At 66.8% G+C, this 18491-nt stretch carries 17 protein-coding genes; 10 read left to right on the top strand and 7 right to left on the bottom strand.

Translation table 11 applies throughout. The features are described 5' to 3' along the window. The first annotated feature begins 127 nt into the window (after positions 1–127). The 3 genes from NATPE_RS14805 to NATPE_RS14815 all read left to right on the top strand — a co-directional run bounded on the left by NATPE_RS14805 (position 128) and on the right by NATPE_RS14815 (position 2485). On the top strand, positions 128–325 hold the full coding sequence (locus NATPE_RS14805; RefSeq protein WP_006181330.1) for a hypothetical protein: 198 nt from the start codon (positions 128–130) through the stop codon (positions 323–325). A gap of 442 nt (positions 326–767) precedes the next feature. Then, positions 768–2063: an MFS transporter gene (locus NATPE_RS14810; RefSeq protein ID WP_006181331.1), complete on the top strand. Its 1296-nt coding sequence runs from the start codon at positions 768–770 to the stop codon at positions 2061–2063. A 149-nt stretch (positions 2064–2212) separates the two neighbouring features. Then, positions 2213–2485 carry a MoaD/ThiS family protein gene (locus NATPE_RS14815; RefSeq protein ID WP_006181332.1) on the top strand — a complete coding sequence of 91 codons (273 nt, stop codon included), beginning with the start codon at positions 2213–2215 and terminating at the stop codon, positions 2483–2485. A 216-nt stretch (positions 2486–2701) separates the two neighbouring features. Here NATPE_RS14815 and NATPE_RS14820 read toward each other — a convergent pair whose 3' ends face one another. Next, the gene (locus NATPE_RS14820; RefSeq protein WP_006181333.1) at positions 2702–4009 is read right to left on the bottom strand and encodes an acetamidase/formamidase family protein; all 1308 of its coding nucleotides are present in this window, start codon (positions 4007–4009) and stop codon (positions 2702–2704) included. Between the two features lie 324 nt (positions 4010–4333). On the opposite strand from NATPE_RS14820, the gene NATPE_RS23575 reads away from it, so the two are divergent. Next, entirely contained in the window at positions 4334–4504 is a 171-nt protein-coding gene (locus NATPE_RS23575) for a DUF7576 family protein (protein ID WP_015299175.1), read from the top strand. A 75-nt stretch (positions 4505–4579) separates the two neighbouring features. On the opposite strand, the gene NATPE_RS14825 is transcribed toward NATPE_RS23575, so the two are convergent. Both NATPE_RS14825 and NATPE_RS14830 read right to left on the bottom strand, forming a co-directional pair. Next, entirely contained in the window at positions 4580–5539 is a 960-nt protein-coding gene (locus NATPE_RS14825; protein WP_006181335.1) for a formyltetrahydrofolate deformylase, read from the bottom strand. 52 nt (positions 5540–5591) lie between these two features. Next, complete coding sequence (locus NATPE_RS14830) at positions 5592–5891, bottom strand: hypothetical protein (RefSeq protein ID WP_006181336.1); 300 nt, start codon at positions 5889–5891, stop codon at positions 5592–5594. 55 nt (positions 5892–5946) lie between these two features. Here NATPE_RS14830 and purS point away from each other — a divergent pair, with 55 nt between their 5' ends. From purS to NATPE_RS14845, 3 genes are all read left to right on the top strand, one after another. Further along, positions 5947–6198, top strand: a complete 252-nt coding sequence (purS, locus tag NATPE_RS14835; protein ID WP_006181337.1) for a phosphoribosylformylglycinamidine synthase subunit PurS — start codon at positions 5947–5949, stop codon at positions 6196–6198. 118 nt (positions 6199–6316) lie between these two features. Continuing rightward, positions 6317–6994 carry a phosphoribosylformylglycinamidine synthase I gene (purQ, locus tag NATPE_RS14840; RefSeq protein ID WP_006181338.1) on the top strand — a complete coding sequence of 226 codons (678 nt, stop codon included), beginning with the start codon at positions 6317–6319 and terminating at the stop codon, positions 6992–6994. Positions 6995–7124: 130 nt separating this feature from the next. Then, the gene (locus NATPE_RS14845; RefSeq protein ID WP_006181339.1) at positions 7125–10307 is read left to right on the top strand and encodes a PAS domain S-box protein; all 3183 of its coding nucleotides are present in this window, start codon (positions 7125–7127) and stop codon (positions 10305–10307) included. A 15-nt stretch (positions 10308–10322) separates the two neighbouring features. Here the strand turns inward: NATPE_RS14845 and NATPE_RS22765 are convergent, their stop codons facing one another. Continuing rightward, a complete protein-coding gene (locus tag NATPE_RS22765) occupies positions 10323–10487 on the bottom strand; it encodes a hypothetical protein (RefSeq protein WP_006181340.1) in 165 nt (54 codons plus the stop codon). A gap of 52 nt (positions 10488–10539) precedes the next feature. Next, positions 10540–11640, bottom strand: coding sequence for an archaeosine biosynthesis radical SAM protein RaSEA (locus NATPE_RS14850; protein ID WP_006181341.1), 1101 nt, complete (start codon positions 11638–11640; stop codon positions 10540–10542). Positions 11641–11761: 121 nt separating this feature from the next. Between NATPE_RS14850 and tgtA the strand changes: the two genes are divergently transcribed. Beyond that, positions 11762–13240, top strand: a complete 1479-nt coding sequence (tgtA, locus tag NATPE_RS14855; protein WP_006181342.1) for a tRNA guanosine(15) transglycosylase TgtA — start codon at positions 11762–11764, stop codon at positions 13238–13240. Positions 13241–13304: 64 nt separating this feature from the next. Here tgtA and NATPE_RS14860 read toward each other — a convergent pair whose 3' ends face one another. Then, positions 13305–13613 (bottom strand): HalOD1 output domain-containing protein, encoded by a 309-nt coding sequence (locus tag NATPE_RS14860; RefSeq protein ID WP_006181343.1) that lies wholly within the window; start codon positions 13611–13613, stop codon positions 13305–13307. Between the two features lie 255 nt (positions 13614–13868). On the opposite strand from NATPE_RS14860, the gene NATPE_RS14865 reads away from it, so the two are divergent. Continuing rightward, positions 13869–14231: a TRAM domain-containing protein gene (locus NATPE_RS14865; protein ID WP_006181344.1), complete on the top strand. Its 363-nt coding sequence runs from the start codon at positions 13869–13871 to the stop codon at positions 14229–14231. 44 nt (positions 14232–14275) lie between these two features. On the opposite strand, the gene NATPE_RS14870 is transcribed toward NATPE_RS14865, so the two are convergent. Further along, a complete protein-coding gene (locus tag NATPE_RS14870; RefSeq protein WP_006181345.1) occupies positions 14276–16249 on the bottom strand; it encodes a hypothetical protein in 1974 nt (657 codons plus the stop codon). 140 nt (positions 16250–16389) lie between these two features. Between NATPE_RS14870 and arcS the strand changes: the two genes are divergently transcribed. Next, positions 16390–18141, top strand: a complete 1752-nt coding sequence (gene arcS / locus NATPE_RS14875; RefSeq protein ID WP_006181346.1) for an archaeosine synthase subunit alpha — start codon at positions 16390–16392, stop codon at positions 18139–18141. Positions 18142–18491 lie beyond the last annotated feature (350 nt).

Consider the following 18491-nt stretch of genomic DNA (forward strand, 5'->3'; position numbering starts at 1 on the left):
CGGCGAGTCCGGGCGGGAACGAGCGCCGCGACCGGCTCGATCACGCGTCCATTGCTGTCATTTCGCACCCGGCACCGGACACAGTAACCCTCATATGGCGGGAGTTGCGACGGTCGAACGAACACGAATGAGTCTCATAGCCAGCACAGCGGGTATCGTCCTGTTCAGCTTCACGGCCGGTATCGCGATGGTCGCGACCGTCATGCTGAGCGTCTTCATGTTGGCCATCCTGTTTCTGACGTTCGCGCCCCTGCGCTCGAGCGAGTGGGCGGGCCGGGAGGACGCGACTGCGACAGCCGCGAGTGCCGAACCGAGCGACGACTGAACACCTCGCCCGTCACTCGTTCCTCTCGCATCGTCTCGAGCGACGACTCGAGCGGATGCTGTTCCTGTGGTTTCGCCCGCCTGCGTTCACCGCCGACACGTGACGGAGTTCCGGACAGTACGGAATCAGTATACTTTTGTCGGATCGTGCGGATCCTCTCAACGGTTCGTTCTATGAGCCGCCGGCTCTCGGTTCGTCCGGTGTTCGACCCCCTCTCGCCCCCCGCCGCGTGACGGGCCCGATAGCCGCAGCACTCGGGTTCGTTTCGCTACCGCCGCGGTAGCCGCACTTTCTCTCGATCGAACACGCACATGCCGACATCCACCGAGCCTCCGGTCACCGACCGGGGCTCGCACGACCGCGTATCGATATTCGAATCACCGCCGCCTCGCTCGCTCGAGCCGCCTGAAGTCGTGCCGCCGCTCCGCAGGGGTGGTCCGCGATGATCGCCGCCGGGCGCTTGTTGCGGGAGAACCGGGACTTTCGCCGCTTCGTCGCCGGTCAGTTCGCGACGAACGCCGGGGACAGTCTCTACACGGTCGCCGTACTCTGGCTCGCCTTCGAACTGACCGGGTCGACCCTCGTCACCGGCGCGCTGAACGCGATACTGCTGCTCCCGTGGCTGCTGCAGGTGTTCGCCGGCCCGCTCGTCGATCGGCTACCGCTCAGATCCGTCCTCGTCGGTTCACAGGTGGTTCAGGGCGTCGTCGTACTCGTCCTGCCGCTCGCAGCGGTGACCGGACGGCTCCGAGTCGGTCTCCTGTTCGTCGTTGCCCCGGTGCTGATGCTTGCGACGCTGGTGATGGGACCGATGGAGACCGCGCTGCTCCCCCGGATCGTCGACGAGGACCGGCTCTCCGAGGCCAACTCCGCGCTGGCGACGGTAACGCTCGGGCTGGACATGGTGTTCGACGCGATCGGGGGTGGGTTCATCGCCGTCTTCGGCGCGACGACGCTGTTCCTCGTCGACTCGCTCACGTTCGCCGTCGCAGCGGTACTCTTCGCCGGACTCACGATCGGAACGCCCGCGAATTCGAACGAGAGCGGTGAGGCCGACGAGTCCGCACCGTCCGTCGAATCGGTACTCCGGTCGTACGGTTCCGATCTCCGAGCGGGTGTCGAGGTCCTCCGCGGGACTCTCTTCGTCGAACTGATTCTGCTGACCGCGGTGGCGAACTTCGCGACCGGGATCGCGCTGGCGATTCTGCCGGCGTTCGGCGACGGACTGGGTGGCCCCGCGATCTACGGCCTACTGCTGGGAGCCCTCGGCATCGGTCGGCTCGTCGGATCGATCCTTGGCCCGTACGTGGCCGGTGTCCCCTACGGGACGGTACTGCTCTCGCACGGGCTCGGTGCGGGGTGCTGGGTCGCGGCGGTCGTCGCGCCGTCGCCGGCGCTTACGGTCGCGCTGTTCGGCCTCGCGTGGGTGCCGATCGGCGCATCGGGCGTACTCACGGCGACGCTGAACCAGCGACTGTTTCCGGCCGATCTACTGGGCCGGATCTCGGCGACGAAGGGAACCGCTTCGGGGGCGACGCTCCCGCTGGGCTCGCTCGTCGGCGGGTTCGTCGCCGAAGCGCTGGGAACGACGACGACCATGGCGCTGGCCGCGGGCGGCTTCGGCTTCACGGCCGTCTACGTCCTCCTACGGCCGCGGCTCCGCCGCCTCCCCGCGGCCGAGGCCGCGACGCCGGACGACTTCGATCTCCGGACCGAGACGGAGCGACCCGAACCGTAACGGGCTCGCTTCGATTCCTACTGCGCGGAGTCGACCCTACAGCCCGTACTGATCCCCACCAGACGGGCGACGGCGCGCTGTCCTCGAAGTCGGCGTCCTCGAGCGGCTGGCGGCGGTCGGTATATGTGGCCGGTCGCGCAACTGACGGTATGGAGACCGAAGTCACGGTGTATGGCCCGCTCCGGAGCGCGACCGGCGACAAGACGGTGGTCCTCGAGTGGGCGGGCGGGATCGTCGCCGACGCGCTCGCGGCGCTCGTCGACGCCTATCCGCGCGCGGCGTCGCATCTCTACGACGGCGACGCGGTACGCGCGAGCGTCAGGGTCTCGCTCGCGGGCGATCGGGCCGGGCTCGAGGAGCCGGTGCCCGAGGGCGCGGCGCTGGCGGTAGTGCCGGCCGTACAGGGCGGATCTCGTCACTGAGTGATCGACGGAGTCGAAAGAAACGGGAAGACGAACGAGTCCGCTGCTATCGTGGCAACAGTGAGTGTCCACGCCCTCCCCAACCGATTCGCTCGGTCACTCCGTTCGCTCGCTCATCCCTCGCGCGAGATCGTGCCACGGCTCACCAGTAGTTCGCCGTGTCCCAGCGCGCGCCACCGCAGGGGGAAGGCGGAGGGGGCTACGGCACGGGGCCGGCTACAGTCCGTACTGTTCGCGCACGAGGTGGTCCATCCCGCGATCCTCGAGTACCTCCATCGGGGCCAGCATGTCCAGTTGGACGACGCCGGGGAGTCGGCCGATCTGGACGCCGCCGGTAAACGTACACCGCGAGCGGACCTCGCCCTCGCTCATCTCGAGCAGTTTGCCGGCGCGGTCGAAGGCGTTCTGCGTGGCGTCGTTGACCGTCGCGCCGGAGCCGACGACCTGAATCGGGCCCATGTCCGTCTCGACGTCGACGTCGTGTTCCGCGCCGAGGTCGTGGCCCGCCTCGCGCTCCTCGTCGCTGTAGGGCTTGCTGATAAAGGGCAGGTCCTCCTCCGGCGGGAGCAAGACGGGGCCGTCGATCTCGAGGTCGTCGATAACCTCGACGTCCATCCGGACGGTGCCGCTGACGTCGGTCGTGTGCAGCGAGAGTTCGCCGTCGCCCTGGTTGGCGTGGAGGTCGCCGACGTAGACCCCGCCGCCGTCGACCTTGACTGGACAGATCAGTGTCGCGCCCTCGCGGACCTGCGGGATGTCCATGTGGCCGTCGGTGCGGGCCTCGAGGTCGGCCTCGCTGTCGACGCCGTAGTCGTGGTCGGCTCCGATGAGGAACTGGCCGAAGTCGCCGGCGTTGTGCGAGTCGGGCATCGTGACCGGCGGGGTCGTCCCGACGTTGCCGATGAACGGGCGCAGCCGGCCCAGCGTCCCGGGCATCTCGCCGGGTTCGTACAGCAGGATCGGGTGCTGTTTGGAGTTGGCAGGGATATCCATTACTTCCGCGGCGTCCGCGGCGAGTTCGTGGGCCGCGTCCTCGTCGAGGGTGATTCCGACGGTCCCGTCGTCGTCGAAAGCGACGGTGTAGCCGTACTCGAAGCCGAACGAAGAGGCGTTCGCGCCGCACTCGGCGCACTTGATCGCGTCCTCGCCGGTCCCTTCGACGATCGAGTCGGGCCACTCCGTGCCACACTCCGGACAGCGGTGGTCGACGAACGGGTCGTCGCCGAAGGCGTCCTCGCGCTCGGCCATCGAGCCCGTACTCGTCGCCATGCTCGTGACCTCGATATCACGGATGTGCAAGGCGATCGCGTCACCGACCTCGGCCCCCGCGACGCGGATCGGCCGGGTCACCTCGTGGCCGCCGTGGAACTCCGGCGTTATCATCGGGCCCCAACAGCCCGGCGGGGTGTAGGTCTCGATCGTCCCGCCGTCCGCGACGGTCCCCGCCCACTCCTGATCGGGGCCGACGAGCCCGAGCGTGTACTGGTCGACGTGTAGCTCCCGGTGGATATCTTGCTGTGCCATACCAATCCATAGTTGGTCACTGACGTCGATAAGGGTGCCGCTCACGGAACCGACGGTGAGCGCTCGCCCGCCCTCGGATGAACGGACGACGGGGCGAAAATATGTCGAGCGACGCCGATTCGACTCCCCGATCCGGTTTCGGCGGCGACCGGCGCTGGTTGCGGCTGCGTTCCCGACATCCACGACGATCACGCGCCGCTGTTCGAACGGGTCGCGATCGACCGGGAGAACGCCTGCCGGGGTCGGTCGAACCCGTTCGGCTGGCCGTGGCCGAATCCGCCGCAATAGGTTCGTTCAAGTGGCTCTCGTGTCTTCTGTCAAGCGATGACTGACTCGACGGATGCGGATTCGCCCGAGTGTCGACAGTGTGGGAGCCCAGTGGGACCGTCTTCCGAACAGCGCGTGATCACGACCGTCGAGGACGGTACCGCCGTCCACCGACATTTCTGCAGCGACGACTGCCGCGATCAGTGGGAGTCGTCGGACTCGGCCTGAGTATCGGGCTCGAGACGGGTCGCTACGGTCCTCAAACGAAAACGAAAGATAGCGGGAGAGACGAAGCCGCCGCGGCTACTGATCCTTGGCGACCGCGCTGCCGATCCCGTCGACCGGCCGATCGGGCGTGAACTCGTCGATTTCGTCGGGGAGCCCGAGCTGGTATTTGGTACCGTTTTCCCGGACCGAGGTCCGACCGCGGTGGACCGAAACGTCGCCGTTTAAGTGGAGCTGGACGGCCTCGAGCAAGGCGTCTGCCTCCAGCGGTTGGCCGCGGTGTTTCATGTCGTCTATATCGGCGTCGTCGGGGACGTCGAACGCGCGCTGGGTAATGATCGGCCCCTGATCGAGGTCGGTCGTGACGTAGTGGGCGGTGACGCCCGCGACGCGGACGCCTTCGTCCAGTGCCTGCCGGTAGGCCTCCGCGCCGGGGAAGGCCGGCAGCAGGGAGGGGTGGACGTTGATGATGCGGTCCTCGTAGCGAAAGACCACGTTCGGCGAGAGGATTCGCATGTACCGCGCGAGGACGATCAGGTCGACGTCGTACTCCGCGAGGAGTTCGAGCAGTTCGTCCTCGTTTTGCTGGCCGCCGTCGTCGCCGATGTCGTGGAACGGGACGTCGTAGTGTTCGGCCAGCGGCTGTAAGTCGTCGTGATTGCCGATGACGACCCCGATGTCGGCACCGAGTTCGTCGTTGGCCCAGGCCTCGAACAGCGCCTCGAGGCAGTGGCTCTCCTTGGTGACGAGGACGGCGATCTGCTGGCTCTCGCGATCGGACGGGAACCGGACCTGGACGTCGAGTCCGAGGTCGTCCCCGAGGTCGTGGAGGTCCTCGCGGAGCGTCGACTCGGTACAGACCATCTCCGAGGTGTCGACGGCGAGATACATCCGGAAGACGCCGTCACGAACCGCCTGATCGAGGTCCTCGATGTTGATTCCGCGCTCGAACAGGAGGCTGGTTACGTTCGCGATCAGTCCCGTGTCGTCCTCTCCGATCACCGTGATCTCGGTTACGTCGGTCGTCAACGCTGCCACCTCCGCTCGAGCGATTCGCGATTCATCACGACGGATCCCAGTCCACGAGCGGCTAAAAGTCCTGCTTTCCGCCAGAGTGCGTGAGAATCGCCCGCATTCCGTTTCGGAGCGGTCCGTCGGGGCGAACCATGCCGGTCCGATGGCAGTGGCGTTCCTGCCGTGCCAGCAGCGAGACGGCTCCCTCGAGCGGATTCGCCGGACACGAGACGCTGTTTGCCCCACGGGCGACGGATCGGACCGCCGGACAGGTGTCGTTCCAGTCGGACGCCAATGGGTGACCGTCCACGCCACCGGCGACTGGGGCGGCGGGACACGGGGCGATCCCCCGACTCGTATCGATATCCACGAACATGTATTACGGAGCCAAGGCGAAAGCGTTTTTGAGCACGGTTGCGGGGTATCAGGTGATGACCGCCTACACCGCGACGGTGACGGTTCGACTCAAACGTGGCGTCTTAGATCCGGAGGCCGAGACGACCGCACAGGCCTTGGAGCGGCTGGGCTTCGAACTCGAGGAGTTGCGCTCGGCCGACCGCTTCGAGGTCGACCTCGAGGCCGAAAGCGCCGAGGCCGCGCGCGAGCGCGCAGACGAGATGGCCGAACGGCTGCTGGCGAACCCGACCATCCACGACTACGACGTGGAGGTCGCCGAACGGTAGATGACGGTTTCTCTCACACCGATCGAAACCGTCGATCGCAACACCGCGGGGTGGCGACTGTGACGGTTTCGATCACGACGACCGAGTCCGTCGGCCGAAACACCGGGGGGTGTCGCCTGTGACGGTCTCGATCGTCCGCTTCGGCGGCTCGAACTGCGACCGCGACGCCGAGCGCGCCCTCGAGTACCTCGGCATCGACGCCGAGATCGTCTGGCACGAGGACGGACTTCCCGCGGACACGACGGGGATCGTCCTCCCCGGCGGGTTCTCCTACGGCGACTACCTGCGAGCCGGCGCGATGGCGGCTCGGTCGCCGATCATGGCCGAGGTCCGCGAGGCCGCCGCGGACGGCGTCCCCGTCCTCGGGGTCTGTAACGGCGCGCAGGTCGGCTGCGAAGCCGGACTTACGGAGGGTGCCTTTACCACCAACGAGAGCGCGCGCTTCCAGTGTGAACACGTCCATCTGCGCGTCGAGCGAGCGGACACCCCCTGGACCGCCGCCTACGAGGAAGGCGAGGTCATCGAGGTGCCGATCGCCCACGGTGAGGGCCGCTACGAGATCGCCGACGACCGACTGGCCGACCTCGAGGACGAAGGTCGGGTCCTCTTCCGATACTGCGACGCGGACGGCGAGACGAGCCCCGAGGCCAACCCCAACGGCTCGAAACACGCCGTCGCGGGCGTCCTCGGCGAACGCGACACCGTCGCGGTGTTGATGCCCCACCCCGAGCGTGCGACCCTCCCCGACATCGGCCCGACCGACGGACAGGGTGTGTTGTGCGGGTTCGAACAGTAATTCACAGCGTCACTGCCGCTCGGTCTATTTTACCCTCCTTCCGAAACGATAAGAACTGCGACGCAGTTCGTGAACTGAGTGAAACAGTAATAGGGGGCCGGTTCGTTGAACACGACCGGACTATCGAGGCATGGATAGGATCATCGGTCCGGACACGCGAGCCGTCGTCATCGGTGCCGACACCGGCGACGCCGAACGCGCCCTCGAGGAGCGTGGCGTCTCGGTCGCGTCGACTCGGTCGGTCGCCGAATGTCTCGACCGACTCGGGACGGCCGACTGCATCGTCATCGCCGGCTCTGGTTCGGCCGTGAACCCGGTCGCGTGTTGTCGGCGACTCCGCGACCGGCGGGCCGACGTGCCGATCGTCGTTTTCCCCGATGACGGCAGCGAACGGCTCGCAGGCGATGTCGTCGCGGCGGGAGCAGACGGCTACGTCCCCCGATCACAGGGTCCGGAGACGCTCCTCGAGCGGCTTCGGAAACTGCTTGCGGACCGAGAGAACGGAAACCGGTGCCCGTCGGAGACCGAACACAAGCGTCCGTTCGAGGCCGTTCCGTCATCGACGGCCGATCCCTCGAGCCGACTCGAACTGCTCGTCGAACAGTCGCCGCTCGCGATCATCGAGTGGAACCTCGAGTTCGGGGTCCGAAACTGGAACCCGGCGGCGACGGAACTGTTCGGCTACACCGCCAACGAGGCGATGGGCCAGGTCGCGCCCGACTTCCTCGTTCCCGAGGGGGACCGCGAAGCGGTCCGGGAGTACTGGGAACGACTCGTCGACGGCAACCCGGATGAGTTGCCCTCTCGGCAGGTCAACCGCAACCAGTGCAAGGACGGGACGACGATAACCTGTGAGTGGTTCAACACGCCGATCGTCGAGGACGGCGAGATCGTCAGCGTCCTCTCGTTCGGGCAGGACATCACCGCGGACGTCAAGCGCGCGACCGCGCTCGAGGCGCTGCAGGAGACGACCCGTGAGCTGCTCCGGGCGGAATCGACCGACGAGATCGCCGACATCGTCATGGCGGCGACCGAGGACGTGATCGACCGGCCGCTGGGCTCGATCAGGTACTACGACGAGGAAACCGACCGCCTCGAACTCGCCGGCATCACGTCCGAACTCGACCGTCGTACCGGCGATATTTCGTCGGTCGGCGGCGAGTATACGAGCCTCTGGAACGCCTACACCGAGGGGGGATCGACCGTCGTCGAGGAGCCATCAACCGACCGGGTCCCCTACGATGTCACGATCGGCATGGGGAACGCGGTCCTCCAGCCGCTCGGCGATCACGGAATACTCTCCGTGGCTTCTCCCGCGACGAGCGAACTCGACGAGGCCGAACGCAACCTCCTCAACGTCCTCGCGACGACCGCCGAGGCGGCGCTCGATCGGGCCGCTCGGGAACGCGAACTCGAGCGAACGAAGACGGTCGTCGAGACGGTCGGCGACTGCGTCTATCAACTCGACCACGAGGGCCGGTTCGTGACCGTCAACGATACGATGGCGACGACGACGGGCTACGATCGCGACGACCTCCTCGGCGAACACGTCTCGACGATACTCACCGACGAAAGCGTCGCGCGCGGGCAACGCTACGTCGAGGAGTTGCTGGCCGACGACGACCGACGCGTCGCGACCTACGAGATCACGCTGACGAATACTGACGGGACGGAAACGCCCGCCGAGGTCAACATGGCGCTGTTGACGACCGATGGCGAACTCGAGGGAACGGTCGGCATCGCCCGCGACATCAGCGACCGCAAGCGCATGGAGCGACAGCTGGTCGATCGAAAGGCGAAGATTCAGGGGCTCCACGGCGTCGCCTCCCGTCTTGACGGCTGTGAGAGCCGCGCGGAGATCTACGACGTGGCCATCGAAGCCGCGGAGGATGTCCTCGATTTCGACGGCTGCATCATCGACATGGTCAGCGGGGACGAACTCGTCACGGAAGCCGCGTCGTCGGCTCTCACGGCCGCCCTCGAAGACAGGACCCCGATCGACGGCTGTCTCGCCGGTCAAACCTATCGCACCGGCCAGTTGTTCCGACTGGACGACGTGACGGGCGCTCGAACGCCACGGATCGAGGGCTGCCGGTCGGTCCTGACGGCCCCGATCGGCGATCGGGCCGTGTTCCAGGCCGTCTCCCGGGAGCCGTCGGCGTTTTCCCCGACCGACGAGGAACTGACGGAGTTGTTGCTCTCTCACGTCGCCGACGCGCTCGACCGGATCGCGTTCGAGGAGCGACTGCGAACCGAGCGCGACCGGTTCGCCGCCCTGTTCGAGAACGTCCCCGACGGCGTCGTCAGCGTCAGTAACCTCTCGGACGGGCCGATCGTCGAGGCGGTCAACCCGGCGTTCGAGCGGCTCTTCGGCTACGAAGAGTCGACCCTCGTCGGCGAGTCGCTCGACGAGTTCGTCGTGCCGACCGACAGGACGGACGAGGCCGAGACGCTCAACCGACGCGGCAGCAGGGGCAAGGTCGGTGAGGCCGAGGTCAAACGGCGGACCGTGAACGGCCTGCGCGATTTCCGGCTCCGGGTCGTCCCGATCGAGATGGACGGCTCGTCGGACCGTGCCTTCGGCCTGTACACCGACATCACCGAGCGGAAACAGCGCCAGAAGCGCCTCGAGATCCTCAACCGCGTGCTGCGACACGACCTACGAAACGGGATGAACATTATCGAGGGCTGTGCCGAGATGCTCGCCGACGCCGTCGGCGAGGACGAGTACGTCGACACCATCCGGAATCGGACGGACGAACTCGTCGGGCTCGCGGAGAAGACCCGCGCCGTCGAGCGCGTCCTCGATTGCGATCAGGCGCCGACCGGCCCGCTCGATATCTCGGCGGCGATCGACCGCGCGATCGACCGCCTCGAGGACGCTGCGCCGGCGGTCGAGGTCACCCGAACGCTGCCGGACGGTGTCCAGGCGCGCGCCGACGAGTACCTCGAGACGGCGATCTATCAGGTCCTCGAGAACGCCGTCGAACACAGCGACCGGGACCGGCCGGCCATCGACGTGACCCTTCGGGACTGCCCGGACGACGAACTGCTGACGCTCTCGATCGCCGACGACGGCCCCGGGATCCCCGACGAGGAGCGCGAACTGCTCGAGGGCGAACGGGAGATCACCCAACTGCGCCACGGCAGCGGACTCGGCCTCTGGCTCGTCAACTGGGTCGTCACTCAGACCGGCGGTCAGCTTTCCTTCGCCGACAACGATCCCCGCGGGACCGTCGTCACGCTCGAGATTCCGCGCGCGGATGCGGAGCCGATCCGCTCGGCGTCGGACGAGCCGGCGACCGGCGATTGAGACGGGTTGTTGTTACTACCGACCCCACTCGTAAAACCACCAGCCAAGCCCCAGCAACAGCAGTCCCGCGCCGAACGCGGAGGTGGCGGGCTCGGGGAAGACGACGAGGAGAATACCGATGAGGATCAGGACGGTCGGCTCGAGTTCGTTGACGTATCGGGATGGGACGGGAAGCGCCATACGCAACCGACCCGCGCCAGTGTCAAAACGGTTCGTCCTGCGACTGCCGCCGTTATCGGGTTAGCGGCTGGTTGAAGCTCCGCTCGCGCTCGATGACCGTCTCCCAGGTCAGTTCGCACTCGCAGGAGACCTGCTCGAAGACCGACGGGTCCTGTCGCAGATCGAAGTCCTTGATCGCCTTCTGGACGCGGTCGTCACACTCCCCGCAGTTGTGCGGGCCGCGGTCGGAGCCGTGGCCGACCGGGTCCGAGACGACGATGGCGTCGACGTCCGCGGTCTCCTCCAAGACGTGGGCGACCGACCAGAGCCACGGCGGCCGGTAGCCGTCCTCGAAGTAGAGGTCGTCGACCATCGTGTAGCGCTGGACGTTACAGGGATTCATCGAGACGGTATGGCAGCCGTCGACGTCGGCACAGCGCTCGACGGAGGAGATCATGTCCTCGGCGGCTTCGGACTCGGTGAGGAAGGGGGGCTTCATCAGCAGGTAGGCTTTGATGCCGGCCTCGACGTCGCCGTCCGCCTCGGCGTCCGCGGCGGCGGCCTCGGCGCAGGCCTCCTCGAAGTCCGCGAAGTCGAAGTACTTGTTCACGCAGTCGTGGCGCACCCGGTCTGTGGCCGTCTCGAGGCCGATCGCGACGTCCGTATCGAGCCCGTGCTGGGTGAAGTCGCCGATCTTCTCGCGGTCGACGAAGTCGGGCAGCGACTCGACGACGATCCGGTCGCGGTCCGCGAAGGTGTCGGCGATCGCCCGACGGCTCTCCGCGCCGACCTCGCGCTCGTCGAGGAACGAGCCGGAGGTGTAGATCTTGATGAGGTCGGCGGGCTCGTCCACGTTCTCGGCCTCGTGGGCCAGACAGACATCGATCTGGTCCATCAGGGCGTCGTGGGAGACCGAGCCGCCGTCGACGCTTTCGGCGACGTAGCCACACATCGTACAGCCGCCGGCGCGGGCCCACCGGCAGCCGCCGGTGTTGAGGATAATCGTCAGGCTCGTCTTGACGCCGTCAGGCGTGTTGTCCTCGTCGAGCCAGACACGGGTCGGCTCGTGGGGGTCGTAGCTTGCCTCCTTGCGCGAGCGGATCTCCCGCATCGCCTGATTGTGGGCGTCCATGCCCTTGCCCTGCTCGTAGACCTCGGGGCTCGGTTTCCTCATTAGGAGACGCAAGCGGCCCGGAGCGTAAAGCGCCTTCGTCTATGGCTGTCCGACCGGGAGCCGCCCGCTCGACCGATCGAAAACCGTCACGACTTACGTCCGACGGGCCAACCCGAAGCCAATGCGCGAGTCCTTCGAGATCCGGGACACCGACGCCGGCGGCCGTATCGGGAAGCTGACGGTTCCCCGCGCCGGGACGACCGTCGAGACCCCGGCCCTGTTACCGGTCATCAACCCGAATTTAGACACGATCAGCCCCCGTCGACTCGCCGACGAGTTCGGCGCCGAGATCCTCATCACGAACTCCTACATTATCCACGGCGACGACACGCTCCACGAGCGGGCCCTCGAGGAGGGGCTCCACGACTTGCTCGACTTTCCGGGCGCGATCATGACCGACTCCGGCTCGTTCCAGCTCTCGGAGTACGGCGAGATCGACGTCACCACCGAGGAGATCCTCGACTTCCAGCGCGAGATCGGCTCCGACATCGCCACGCCGGTCGACATCCCGACCCCGCCGGACGTCTCCCACGACCGGGCCGCGAGCGACCTCGAGACGACACAGGAACGCCTCGAGATCGCCGAGGACGTTGATACGGGCGAGATGCTTGTCAGCGCGCCGGTCCAGGGCTCGACCTACCCCGATCTTCGTGAGCAGGCCGGCCGCCACGCCACGGGCACCGACCTCGACGTCTTCCCGGTCGGTGCGGTCGTCCCGCTGATGAACGACTACCGGTACGACGACATGATCGATGTCGTCGCTGCCGCCAAGCGGGGACTGGGAGCCGACGCGCCGGTCCACCTCTTCGGGGCCGGCCACCCCATGATGTTCGCGCTGGCCGTCGCCGCGGGCTGTGACCTGTTCGACTCGGCGGCCTACGCGCTGTACGCCCGCGATGACCGCTACCTGACGGTCCGGGGCACCAGACACCTCGCGGATCTGGACTACCTCCCCTGTTCCTGTGCCGTCTGTACCGATCACTCGCCGGCCGAACTGCGCGCGCTGCCCGACGCCGAGCGCGAGTCCGAACTGGCCGCCCACAACCTCCACGTCACCTTCGCGGAAATCCGTCGGATCAAGCAGGCGATCCGCGCCGGCAACCTGCTCGAGCTCGTCGAGCAACGCGCCCGCTCACATCCGGCGATGCTCGACGGCTACCGCACGCTGCTCGATCACGCCGCCCAGCTCGCGCGCTCCGACCCCGTCTCGAAGGGGTCGTTCTTCTACACCTCCCACGAGAGCGCCCGTCGTCCCGAAGTCGTCCGGCATCACCGACGGCTCGAGCGGCTCTCGGTGCCGGACTCGCTGTTGCTCACCGTCGACCGATCCGCGCCCGACGCGGGGTACGACGACGTCTGGCGGGTCCAACCGCCCTTCGGTCCCTTCCCGCGGGCGCTCTCGAAGACGTATCCGCTCACCGCCGAGACCCCCGAGCGGACCGATCGGGCCGCCCTCGAGGCCGCCGCCGACGGCGTCGCTCGCCTCGTCGAAACGAGCCCGGAGACGGACGTGACCCTCGCACATCGGGACTGGCCCGCCGACGTCCTCGAGCGACTCCCCGACGGGGTGGCCCTCGTCGATCTCGCTGACGAGGCGTGAGCCGGGGCTGCTCGAGCGAGCAACCGAAGAATCGGCCGGCGCGGCCGGGTTCCGGCGGACGAGGTTACACGTTGGACTGGCGAACCGAGACCGACGGGGCGGCCGACGCGCCGTCGATCGAGATCTCGACGTCGTCGGTACAGTCGACCGCGATCGTCTGTCCGTCATACTCGAACTCGAGGCGACCGTGCCGAGGGCCGCCGGTCCGCGTCGGCTCGAAGAGGGCGTCGATCGCGTCCGGATCGATCCACTCGTAGAGGGGTGGGAGATCGACCGGATCGACGTTCCGGTGGGTCGCGATCACGTTGACGACCGCACTACTGACCGTCTCGTGGACTGCGTCGCTGCTGGTGCCGGTGGAGGAGTTTGTCACGACGTACTCAAGCGGCGTTGCGTATAAAACGATGACGGCGATTGTCTCGGATAGAGCGCTATTTGTACGTCGAAATAAACCCCCTCACGCTCGCTGTGGCGCAATTCTGTTCCCACACTGTTCGGAACGGCTGGCTGCCCTCGCGCGTCACGGCGACCGATCACTCGTCCGCACCAACGGAACGTTTCCGACCGACCTCAGCGGTGGGCTATCCGGATCGGAACACCGAAACCCTCGGCGCTTCCCGTTCCCGGTATGTTCGGACCAGCCGTACTCGGCGGCGGGCTGCTCGTTGCGTTCGTGATCGGGACGTGGCTGTTCAGACGGATTCGTGGCCGCGGGCGGTCGGCGGCCGCACAGCGCTCCCGAAAGCGCCACGAAGAGGCACAGGACCGCGACCCACCGGTCGATATCGGCGACGTCGAGACCGTCGCAATTCGGGAGTTCACCGATCACCACTCCGGTGAGCGACGGGCCGTCGGCAAGGTTGAAGGGTTCGTCGTCTTCGTCGAGGACGTCCCCGCCGACTGCGAGCCGACCGACGCGATCCGCATCAAGATCCTCTCGTTCAACCGCGGCCACACCTCCGCGACGGCGACGTATCTCGAGCGCGCCTGAGCGTCGCGTCGCTACCGGTCGAACGGCCGAAAAAAGCGATCGTCTCAGTTCCGCTGGCGGAGCAGTAGTGCCGTCAGCAGTCCCGCGACCGACGCGAGCGCGATCCCCGGACCGAAGCCGGGGATGCTGTCGTCTTCGTCGCCGTCGTCGGTCTCGTTACTCGTCTCAGCGCTTTCGGTGCTGAGATACTCGCTCATCGTGTCGGTGGGGACCTCGGGGAATTCCTTGTCCCACTCGCCGGCCTCGTGGACGGTCGTCTCGTCGCCGACGACCTCGAGGTGGTCGATATCTGCCTTCGTGGCCGAGGCGGTGTCGACGTCGCCCATGTCCTCGACGTGGACGTACATCGATGCGGTGTCACCGGACGCCGTACTGGAGACGCCGCTGACGGCCATAGTCCCCGTGACGGTGTCGGTCAGTTCGCTCATGTCCTCGAACTTCGCACCGCCCTCGAGCCGTACCGTCCCGTCGCTGACGTCGGCGTCGACGCGGGCGACCTGCAGGTTGGCGTCGGACAGCGTCTCGACGTACCGGGTGGTTTCGGGTGCCGTTCCGGTCGGACCCGTCTGGGCCGACTGTGCCATGGTATCGAGCGCCTGTCCGGCCAGGTCCTCGCCCTCGATCTCGAACGTCCCGTCGAGCGAGAGTTTCCCGTCGGCGGTTTCGGCGGACAGATCGAAGTTGACATCGTTGGGGCGCTGGACGTCGCGGGACTCGAGTTCGTCGAGGTAGGCCCCCCAGTTCTCGGTGTCACCCGAGGCCTCGACGTCGAACTGAAGTTCCTGACCGCTGATCTGCTCGATCGACGCGTCCCACTCCAGATTCGTCTCGAGGTTCGCGGCCTGCTGTGCCTCGATGATCGTTCTGGTCTCCTCGATGTTCAGTTGCTCGAGTTCTTCCTCCGTGGCACTGGACTCGACCGCGTCGAGCATCGCCAACGTGAGTTCGTCGTAGTTCCCGATCTGGACGTTCCACTGGGCGTCCATCGAGCCGCCGTTCTGCTCGTAGGCCACCTCGATGGTATCGATCTCGAGGTCGGTGACCCCGGTCGCGACCGCCTGGGCCTCTTCCTGGCTCAGTCCGGCGGTCTCGTCGTTCATCAGCGCGATCGGGAGCGCCTGTTCGATCCCGCTATCGATCCCGGTGTACTCGATCGTGAATTCGATATCGAGGCGGTTCCGGTCGTCGTCGAAGTCGTAGTTCTCGATTCCGACGTCGGCGTTCCCGCCGAGTCGCGTGGCGACGGCCGCGTACTGTTCGGTGAGCGTCTGTGACGCGCTGTCGCGCGTGTCCCAGTCGGAGGGGTTACCGACGGTGCGTTCCTGTGCCACGTCGAGGACGTAGCCGTTCGACGTCTCCTGAAGGGAGGCATCGAGCGACTCGCCGCCGGCGGGCGATCCCGTCGGACTCTCGACCGCGACGGTCGCGGAGCCGCTCGTCTCGAGTCGGTCCCCGGACATCGTGACCTGCCCGTCGGACTCGACCGTCGTCGGATCCGCTTCTTCGCTGGCGAACGCGCCGGTCACGGTCGCGTCGAACTCGTTGGTCTCGTCGGAGACCTCACCGGAAACGTCGAGGTCGAGTCGCTCGAGGTCGTCGGGCTGTTGCATCACCATCGATCCGTTTCCGGAGAAGCCCTCCTGATCGAGGATCGCCGAGAAGGACCCGCTCTCGAACTCGTCGGTCTCCTCGTAGCCGCCCTCGACCAGCATGTAGGCGAGCCCTTCGCTGACGTCCATGCCGACCTCGAGTTGCTCGAGGTCGTCAATCTCGTCCTCGTACTCGAGGACTGCACTGCCGTTCTCGCCGAGGTAGACGTCGTCGGCCGCACCGAGTTCGGAGCCGGCCTGGGAGGCGGTCTGATACGATTCGACGGTCGGTTCCGCGGCCGCAGTCGTCGTCGACCCGCCGTAGATGACCGGCAGGCCGATGGTCGCGAGGGCGACTGCGGCGACCACGGACAGGATCAGGAACGCCCTGAACCCGTCCGTAGATCGGAGGTCTGATTTGGATTCCATACGAATGACATTCGATCGAGAGGTCATAAAGGTTGATTTTCACACGTTTCTACCGGTAGCCAAGGAGACGGCCCTCGCCGCGGGTCGAACCGACCGCTCGCTATCGACACCCTCTTTCGCTCGCCGCGGTCATATCGGGTATGACCGAGTACTTCGAAGTACACGAGCGCGACGGGGCCGCGCGCGTGGGCGAACTCCGCCTCTCCTCGCCCCGAACGACGCCAGCACTCGTCGACGACGTCCTCGAGGACACGGGGTCGCTCTGGAGCGCGGACCGCGATCTCCCCGACGGCGACAAGTCCCGGCTTACCGTGTTGCCCCACCGGGCGTTCCCCGGCGGCACCCCCGAGGAGGTCCAGGAGTCGTTCGCCGTCGACGCCCCCGATGTCGACTACCCAAGCGTCGCGGTCGTCTCGAGCGAGGAGGTCGAGCCGCAGGGAACGGACGCCTACGCGCTGTCGAACGTCCAATCGGTGACGGGCCACGGGGCGGCCCTGGTCGAGGCGGTCGTCGACGTCCGCGAGGCGATCCCGGCCGACACCGCCCTGCTGTTCTCCGGCGTCGCGACGCCGCGGAACGTGGCCCTGCTCGCCTACGCCGGCGTCGACCTGTTCGACGCGACCGCGGCCGTCGTGAAAGGCACCGAGGGTCGCTATCTGACGACCGACGAGGCCTACTTCCTCGAGGACCTCGAGGAACTCCCCTGCTCGTGTCCGGCCTGTCAGCAACCGCGCGAGGAGTTCACCCGCGAGGACTGTGCCGACCACAACCGGAACGCGCTCGAATCCGAACTGGCGATCGTCCGCCGGCGGATCCGCGACGGGCGCCTGCGGGACTACCTCGAGGGGCAGGCCCGCCAGGACCAGTGGCTCACCGCGGCTATGCGTGAACTCGATGACCAGTGGGGCTACCTCGAGGAACGGACGCCGATCCTCCGGGACGAACGGATCGACGCCGCGACCGGCGACACCCTCCGCCGGGTCGAGATCCAGCGCTTTGCCGACCGGGTGACCACGCGCTATCGCAACCGGTTCGACAACCCGCTGGTGCTGGTTCCCTGTTCGGCCGCCAAGCCCTACAGCGAGTCACAGAGCCACCGTCAGTTCCACGACGCCATCCAGTGGCGCGGGCATCTGGTCTCGATGACCTCGCCGATCGGCGTCGTGCCCCAGGAACTCGAGACGACCTACCCGGCCCAGCACTACGATACCGTCGTGACCGGCCGCTGGTCCGAGGACGAGAAGGGGTTCGTCGCCGAGGTGCTGCAGCGATATCTCGAGCGCAACGAGTACCCGAAGATCGTCGCCCACGTCCCCGACGAGGGCTACCGCGACATCGTCGAACGCGTCGAGGAACGGCTCGACCTCGATATTACCTATACGGTCGCCGACCACCCGACCGACGACGAGTCGCTCGCGAACCTCGCCGAGGCGCTGTCGGGCGAGTTGAAGTACTCCAAGCGCGAGCGCGAACACAACACCGTCCGCGCGCTCGCCGACTACCTGCTCGGTGATGGAGCCGGTGACGACCTCTTCGAGGACATCCGGACGACGAGCCGCTACCCCAAGATCCAGGTCCGGGACGACGAGGACACCCAGCTCGCGACGATGGTCCCCCAGTACGGCACCCTCTCCTTTACGCTCGAGGGAGCGAAGCGGTGGCTCGAGAGCGCGGCACCGACCAAACGCGTCGAGATCGACGGCTTCGTCCCCCACGGAAGCGTCCTCGCGCCGGGAGTCATCGACGCCGACGACGACATTCGCGTCGGTGACGAGGTGATCGTCGAGGGACCCCAGGCTTTCGCCGTCGGCCGTGCCGAGATGTTCGGCCGTGAGATGGCCGAGAGTACGCGCGGGGTCGCCTGCGAAGTCCGCCACGTCGAAGAGAAATAGTCACGTCGCGTCGGATTCACAGTCACGGCCCTCCGAACCGTCCACCCGGCAGGACGGGCACTGACGGCCGTTTACGAATCGGTTGACGGATCGACCACACGCCGGACACTCCCAGAGACTCGCGTCGAACGCCCCCATCACTGTGTCTCCCTGATTCTGACAACTCGTATAGGGTTTTCCCTGCTTCTCATCTCGAGAAAACACCGGGCGGCGACGCCGCTACCGTCCCGGACACGTCTTGAGCAGGTGTTCGCGATAGACGGCCGCCGGCACCGATTCCCCACAGAGGTCACACTCGCGATCGTCGCGGTCGTCGGTCACGCCTCGAGGTGGCACCCGAACGACAATGT

This window comes from Natrinema pellirubrum DSM 15624, assembly GCF_000230735.2.
Classification (GTDB): Archaea; Halobacteriota; Halobacteria; order Halobacteriales; family Natrialbaceae; genus Natrinema; species Natrinema pellirubrum.